The following is a 1,048-nucleotide window of genomic DNA, read 5'->3' as shown; positions in this document are numbered from 1 at the left end:
CTACGCGAAACATGTTCCTATCCTGTTCCTGCCCGACCTCCAAAGCAAGAGTTTGGTGCATCTGCTACCTAAGACCGAGCTGCTCGATGGGGAAATCTTCTACACGCTGCGCGAGGCGCAGATCCTGATCGAGCGATGGCGAAAGCACTACAACACCGTCCGGCCTCACAGCTCATTGGGCTACCGCCCGCCAGCACCAGAAAGCATCGTGCCCGTCGACCGGAGGCCAACCATGCATTAACAATCAACTTGGAGCACTCAGTTGGGGCAGCTCAAGTAACGCGGTACTTCCGGGCACTGCGGAGAGGCAAATATTGTAACGTCAATCGCGTTACTCGACGGTGACGGATTTGGCGAGGTTGCGGGGCTGGTCGACATCGGTGCCCTTGGCCACGGCGGTGTGGTAGGCGAGGAGCTGCGCTGGCAGGGCGTAGAGGATCGGCGCCCAGAGCGGGTCGATCTCGGGCAGGGTGATCACCTCCCAGGTGCCCTCGCCGGCGATCCGCGCGCCGGTGGCGTCGGTGACCAGCAGCACCTTGCCACCGCGCGCCATCACCTCCTGCATGTTCGACACGGTCTTGTCGAACAGCTCGTCATGCGGCGCCATGACGATCACCGGCACATGCTCGTCCACCAGCGCGATGGGTCCATGCTTGAGCTCGCCCGACGCGTAAGCTTCGGCGTGGATATAGCTGATTTCCTTGAGCTTCAGCGCACCTTCCAGCGCCAGCGGATACATCCGGCCCCGGCCGAGGAACAGGATGTCGCGGGCCTCCGACAGCCCGCGCGCGACGCGCTGGCATTCGGCCTCGATGGTCAGCCCCTGATGGATCAGCCCGGGCAACTCGCGCAGGCCGCGCAGATGCGCGGCGAGTTCGGCCGCGTCGAGCGTGCCGCGCTGCCGCGCCGCCTCGAGCGCCAGGGCCCCCAGCACCAGGAGCTGGCAGGTGAAGGCCTTGGTCGAGGCGACACCGATCTCGGCGCCGGCGAGGATCGGCAGCGCGAGGTCGCTGTCGCGCGCGATCGAGCTCTCGGTGACGTTGACCAC

The 1,048-nt window shown here is 65.2% G+C and carries 2 protein-coding genes; one reads left to right on the top strand and one right to left on the bottom strand.

The window, feature by feature from the left end; all coding sequences use genetic code 11:
* The coding region (locus O4G76_RS19840; RefSeq protein WP_269398882.1) for a transposase at window positions 1–241 on the top strand (241 nt) is incomplete at its 5' end.
* A gap of 90 nt (window positions 242–331) precedes the next feature.
* Here O4G76_RS19840 and O4G76_RS19835 read toward each other — a convergent pair.
* On the bottom strand, window positions 332–1,048 hold a 717-nt coding region (locus tag O4G76_RS19835; protein ID WP_269398881.1), incomplete at its 5' end, for an SIS domain-containing protein.

This window comes from Limimaricola sp. G21655-S1, from assembly GCF_027213785.1.
In the GTDB taxonomy this organism is placed as follows: Bacteria; Pseudomonadota; Alphaproteobacteria; order Rhodobacterales; family Rhodobacteraceae; genus Limimaricola.
The sequence above is the reverse complement of the archived record's forward strand: the minus strand, read 5'-3'. Positions and strand labels throughout refer to the sequence as shown.